Here is a 5,164-nt window from a genome sequence, read left to right on the forward strand (position 1 = left end):
GCTTACACATCTGCGAAAGTCGATGCTTTCAAAACCTTCATTGAGTCCTGTTTTTCTGCCAGGGCACCTTGGGAGGTTTTTGAAGAGTAAGTTGCACCGTGATTGAGAGTTGAGTTATGTCAAAAAAACAAAAAAACGAAAACTGGGATGACTTTCGATACTTTTTAGCTGTGGCAAGGGCTGGCACCCTTTCAGCTGCTGCCGAAAGACTTGGTACGGAGCATACAACTGTAGCGCGTCATATTTCAGCCTTGGAAGAAGGTTTGAAAATCAGACTGTTCCACAAAAGTAATTCTGGCTATGAGTTAACTCCCGAAGGGGAGCGGGTTCTAAATGCTGTTGAGAGTATGGAAAGCATTTTGCTTTCTTATAAAGGTGATGAGAGTGATCCTGGACAAATATCAGGGCTAGTCAGGATTGGAGCTCCCGATGGATTCGGAAGTGTATTTCTAGCTCCTAGAATGGCAGAGCTAACGAGGAAGTTCCCCAATCTAGAGGTAGAGATTTATGCAGCGGCGCGGGTATTTAGTCTCTCCAAACGAGAGGCGGATATCGGCATCAGCTTGGCGACTGCTGAACATATGCGGGTTGCTTCTCGACGCCTGACGGATTATCGGCTTCAGATCTATGCGACGCGTCAGTACATTGATGAGTCCCCCCCGATACGTACCCAGAAGGATCTCGTGCAGCATCCATTTGTGGGGTACGTCGAGGAACTCTTGTTTGCCCCCCAACTCAATTTTTCCAGTGGATTAGATGTGGAGTTGGTCTCACGCCTGCGCAGCACCAACCTGCTCACCCAGGTGCATACGGTCTTGGGTGGTAAGGTGCTCGGTATCCTTCCCGCCTATATCGCAACCTCATTTCCTAAACTCATCGCCGTCCTTCCGGACGAGGTCAGCATCACGCGTTCGTTCTACATGCATGTTCATGAGGATCACAGAAAGGCCGCTCACATCCGAGAGGTCGCTAGGTTCATCGCAGAGCAGGTGGATGCGAACCGGGAGATCTTTCTCTGACAAATTCGCTGATGGCTCGCACCACCATCAGTGAATTTTTGCACGCCGGATGTGTGTTTATTGTGTTGTGAAGGCACAACCGGCGAGCGTACTGTTAATCCCATCGAGTTAGCCATTTTTTAAATGACTAAATTCGTAGGCAGATACCAGTCATTAATAATAGGTGCAGCATGCTATATGTCATCTACTGCAAGGATGATCCGTCTACTCCTACTAGACGCGATGAATTCTATGATGCGCACCGCGCTTATCTGAAAAGCGCCCCCATCAAGATCTTGGTTGCTGGGCCGTACACTTCCGTTGAAAGCGACAAGAAAATTGGCAGCATGCTTATTGTAGAGGCAGAAGCGTTCGAGCAAGTATTTGAGTTCCAGCGGAATGATCCATTCGCCTTGAATGGTGTCTGGAACGAAGTAAGTTTGAATCCCTATTTGAAGTCGATTGATCAGCGCTAAGTATTCGTGGGCATCGTCAACTGCCCGCGCAAGCTGCTTGATCAATTAGACGCATGAAAATTAGTTGGTACAACCCCTCGTAGAGCAATGGAGAACAAAAATGAAAACTATCGCTTGGATCGGCCTCGGCTTCATGGGCAAACCAATGTCCAAACACATGATGAACGCTGGCTATACGGTAAAAGGCGTGGACATTGATCCGGCTGCCTGTGAGCGTGCTGCTCAGAACGGTGTCCAGATCTGTTCGACCGTGGCAGAAGCCTGCAAAGGTGTAGACGCCGTCTTTACCATGCTGCCAACCGGTACCGAAGTTAAAGACGTTTTAGCCGGCCCGAACGGCGTTTTCGCCAGCATCGACCCGAACACCGTGGTCATCGACTGCTCCACCATCGGTATCCAAAATGCTCGCTCGCTGCACGCTTCCGCCAAGAAGGCAGGCCGCATCTTTGCCGAAGCGCCGGTGTCGGGTGGTACTGAAGGTGCCATCGACGCCACCCTGACCTTCATGATCGGCTGCGAAGATCCACACGTTGCGCGCGTCAAAGAGCTGCTGAGCCCGATGGGTGAATACATCGCCCATGCCGGCGGCCCTGAAGCAGGCCAGGCAGCCAAAGTCGTCAACAACCTGATCATGGGTGTCTGCGTCGCAGTGAACTGCGAAGCTACCGCACTGGCCGAGCGCCTGGGTCTAAATCTCAAAGAGTTCTTTGAGATTGCCATCCGTTCCACCGCCGACAACTRGACTTTCCGCGTTTGGAACCCAGGTGTAGGTGTAGTCCCAAGCTCACCGGCATCGAAGGGTTATAAAGCTGGCTTCAAGACTTGGTTGTTGGCCAAGGATCTGACTCTCGCCATGGAAGCTGGCCGCGAAGTGGGCGCCACCATCGCTACCGCAGAAGCCGCTCACGCTCTGCTGAAGAACCACATCGATAACGGCGGTGCCGATATGGACGCCACTTCCCTGGTGCTGACTCTGAAAGACGCAGCTGAAAAGGCTGTGCAGCATAAAGTCGCCTGATTCATTCTTCATCTCGCCGAATGTCACCCTTTGGCCCGGAGCTCAAACTCCGGGCCTTTTTTCTTTGAAAAGGGCTAGCGCAGGAAGATGCTGGATAGGGCGCACATCGCCTTGTAGCAACCCCTTCAAAATTTGAGATGTGCACCTCACGTCTCGCTGCCATCAGGTCATCGACAAGGCTCTGCCGAACGTCCGCAGGCAACGATGGGTTACTGCAACGCCACAGCTGCCTTTTGACTACAAAGTAGCGACCGTCAGGATTCGTTGGATTCCTCACAGATACTCTCATCCTGAATGAGCGCCCCCCAAAGCAAAAGACATGGTCATCATGCTTGTAACCAAAAAGAAAATAAGTCACTAATTGTCCACTTCTATGGCAGACGGTGAGCGGTAAATCATGGGTCAAACAGTCAATAATTCGGCACCGGCTCGCGGCCCGGCCGACCACGATGTACGCACTCAAATCGTCGCCGCCGCCACCGAGCACTTCAGTCATTATGGTTATGAGAAGACGACCGTCTCCGATCTCGCTCGATCAATCGGTTTCTCCAAGGCCTACATCTACAAGTTTTTCGAATCCAAGCAGGCGATTGGCGAGATGATTTGTGCCAATTGCCTGAGCCAAATCGAGGCCGAGGTGAGGGCAGCGGTCAACGGAGCCGATCACCCGCCGGAGAAGCTACGGCGGTTGTTCAAGGCGATAGTCGAGGCGAGCCTTCGCCTTTTCTCGCAGGATCGCAAGCTCTACGAGATTGCCACTTCAGCAGCGTCCGAGCGCTGGGGGGCGACGATCGATTACGAGGAGCGCATCCGCGAATTGCTTCAAAACGTTCTGCAGGAAGGTCGTCAAAGCGGAGACTTCGAGTGCAAGACACCTCTGGATGAAACCGTCATGTCGATTTATCTGGTCATTCGGCCATACCTTAACCCGCTGCTCCTGCAGCACGGCTTCGATTACATCGATGAGGCGCCCGGTAAATTGTCCAGTCTGGTGCTGCGCAGCCTTTCGGCGTAATTATAATGCGGTAGTGACTATTGACTAAATCGGTCACTAGATACAATGTGAGCGTCCCGATCCTTTTTGTATGGGACTCTCATGCGCCTGCGCCGCTTTGTATTACCTATTGTCATTTGCCTGTTTTCACTTGCGTTGGTCGCTTGCGGCGAAACAGCGCAAAACGATCCACGCACCCAATCGCCGTCGGTGCGTGTCGCGATCGCTCAAGCAGCAACACGAACGCCACGCACTTTCACCGGCATCGTAGCGGCTCGTGTTCAAAGTGACCTAGGCTTTCGAGTCTCCGGCAAAGTGCTGGAACGCCTGGTTGATACGGGGCAAACCGTGAAGCGCGGCCAAACCCTCATGCGCATCGACCCAGTCGATTTGAAACTGGCTGCGCATGCGCAACGCGAGGCAGTTGCAGCTGCGCAAGCGCGAGCGCGACAAACAGTTCAGGACGAAGCACGTTACCGTGTGCTGCGTGGAACGGGCGCGATATCAGCCTCGACCTACGACCAATTCAAGGCTGCGGCGGATTCTTCCGGGGCTCAGCTCAGCGCTGCTCAGGCTGAGGCGCAAGTGGCCTTTAACACCATTCAATATGCAGAATTGCGTGCGGACGCTGATGGCATCGTCATGGACACGCTGGTCGAACCAGGTCAGGTGGTGAGTGCTGGACAGGTGGTGGTACGGGTAGCGCATGCTGGGCCGCGAGAAGCACTGATCCAATTGCCGGAAACCCTGCGACCTACAATCGGTTCTATTGCCCAGGCCTCGCTCTACGGCAAAGAAGGCCCCAGTGTGGCTGCGAAGTTGCGGCAGTTATCGGATGTTGCAGACAGCCTGACTAGAACGTTTGCCGCGCGCTACGTGCTGGACGGCGAGCAGGCAATTGCTCCTCTGGGTACCACCATCACATTGCAAATTTCAGATGAATTTTCTTCCACCCAAGCAGGAGGTGTGCAGGTACCAATAAGCGCTCTGTACGACTCCGGCGACGGCCCGGGAGTATGGCTCATAAGGGGGGAGCCGACGCAAGTTCACTGGCAGCCAGTTGTGGTTCAACAACTTAATGATGAACTCGCGCGAATCTCCGGTGAGTTAAAGCCAGGTCAGCAGATCGTCGCGCTCGGCGCCCACCTGCTACGGGAAGGCCAGCAAGTTCGGGTAACGGGGCAAGGCAACGTCGCGACTATCGAAGGGGTTCGTCGATGAGCGAACGTCGCTTCAACCTGTCGGCACTCGCGGTACGCGAGCGCTCCGTCACACTGTTCTTGGTGTGCCTGATCTCTCTGGCCGGGCTTGTAGCATTCTTCAAGCTGGGGAGGGCGGAAGACCCGGCGTTCACGGTGAAGGTGATGACTATCGTCACAGCCTGGCCCGGGGCAACGGCGCAGGAAATGCAGGATCAGGTGGCGGAAAAAATCGAGAAGCGTCTCCAGGAGTTGCGCTGGTACGACCGCAGCGAAACCTACACGCGCCCCGGCCTCGCCTTTACGACCCTGACGCTGCTCGACAGCACGCCACCATCGCAGGTGCCCGAAGAGTTCTACCAGGCGCGCAAGAAGGTCAGCGATGAAGCGAAGGCACTTCCGGCCGGCGTGATCGGGCCGATGGTCAACGACGAATACTCGGATGTCACGTTTGCCCTGTTCGCGCTCAAGGCCAGAGG

General features: G+C 54.2%; 6 protein-coding genes. All 6 read left to right on the plus strand.

Translation table 11 applies throughout. The features are described from left to right. The first annotated feature begins 116 nt into the window (after positions 1-116). Entirely contained in the window at positions 117-1,019 is a 903-nt protein-coding gene (locus AC1DSG_RS27280) for a LysR family transcriptional regulator (protein WP_477793657.1), read from the plus strand. Positions 1,020-1,189: 170 nt separating this feature from the next. Continuing rightward, entirely contained in the window at positions 1,190-1,474 is a 285-nt protein-coding gene (locus AC1DSG_RS27285; protein WP_477793658.1) for a YciI family protein, read from the plus strand. Positions 1,475-1,574: 100 nt separating this feature from the next. Next, positions 1,575-2,492 (plus strand): NAD(P)-dependent oxidoreductase, encoded by a 918-nt coding sequence (locus tag AC1DSG_RS27290; protein WP_477793659.1) that lies wholly within the window; start codon positions 1,575-1,577, stop codon positions 2,490-2,492. A gap of 397 nt (positions 2,493-2,889) precedes the next feature. After that, positions 2,890-3,507 (plus strand): TetR/AcrR family transcriptional regulator, encoded by a 618-nt coding sequence (locus AC1DSG_RS27295; protein ID WP_477793660.1) that lies wholly within the window; start codon positions 2,890-2,892, stop codon positions 3,505-3,507. An 81-nt stretch (positions 3,508-3,588) separates the two neighbouring features. Further along, positions 3,589-4,707, plus strand: coding sequence for an efflux RND transporter periplasmic adaptor subunit (locus tag AC1DSG_RS27300; RefSeq protein ID WP_477793661.1), 1,119 nt, complete (start codon positions 3,589-3,591; stop codon positions 4,705-4,707). Further along, positions 4,704-5,164 (plus strand): efflux RND transporter permease subunit (locus tag AC1DSG_RS27305; protein WP_477793662.1); only part of this gene is annotated, 461 nt, incomplete at its 3' end. The genes AC1DSG_RS27300 and AC1DSG_RS27305, both read left to right, overlap by 4 nt.

It is taken from the genome of Pseudomonas sp. P5_A12, assembly GCF_056400685.1.

Bases quoted from the DNA above. Each gene is read 5' to 3' on its own strand.
- AC1DSG_RS27280 (WP_477793657.1), top strand. From the start codon at position 117: ATGTCAAAAAAACAAAAAAACGAAAACTGGGATGACTTTCGATACTTT.
- AC1DSG_RS27300 (WP_477793661.1), top strand. From the start codon at position 3,589: ATGCGCCTGCGCCGCTTTGTATTACCTATTGTCATTTGCCTGTTTTCA.
- AC1DSG_RS27285 (WP_477793658.1), top strand. From the start codon at position 1,190: ATGCTATATGTCATCTACTGCAAGGATGATCCGTCTACTCCTACTAGA.
- AC1DSG_RS27295 (WP_477793660.1), top strand. From the start codon at position 2,890: ATGGGTCAAACAGTCAATAATTCGGCACCGGCTCGCGGCCCGGCCGAC.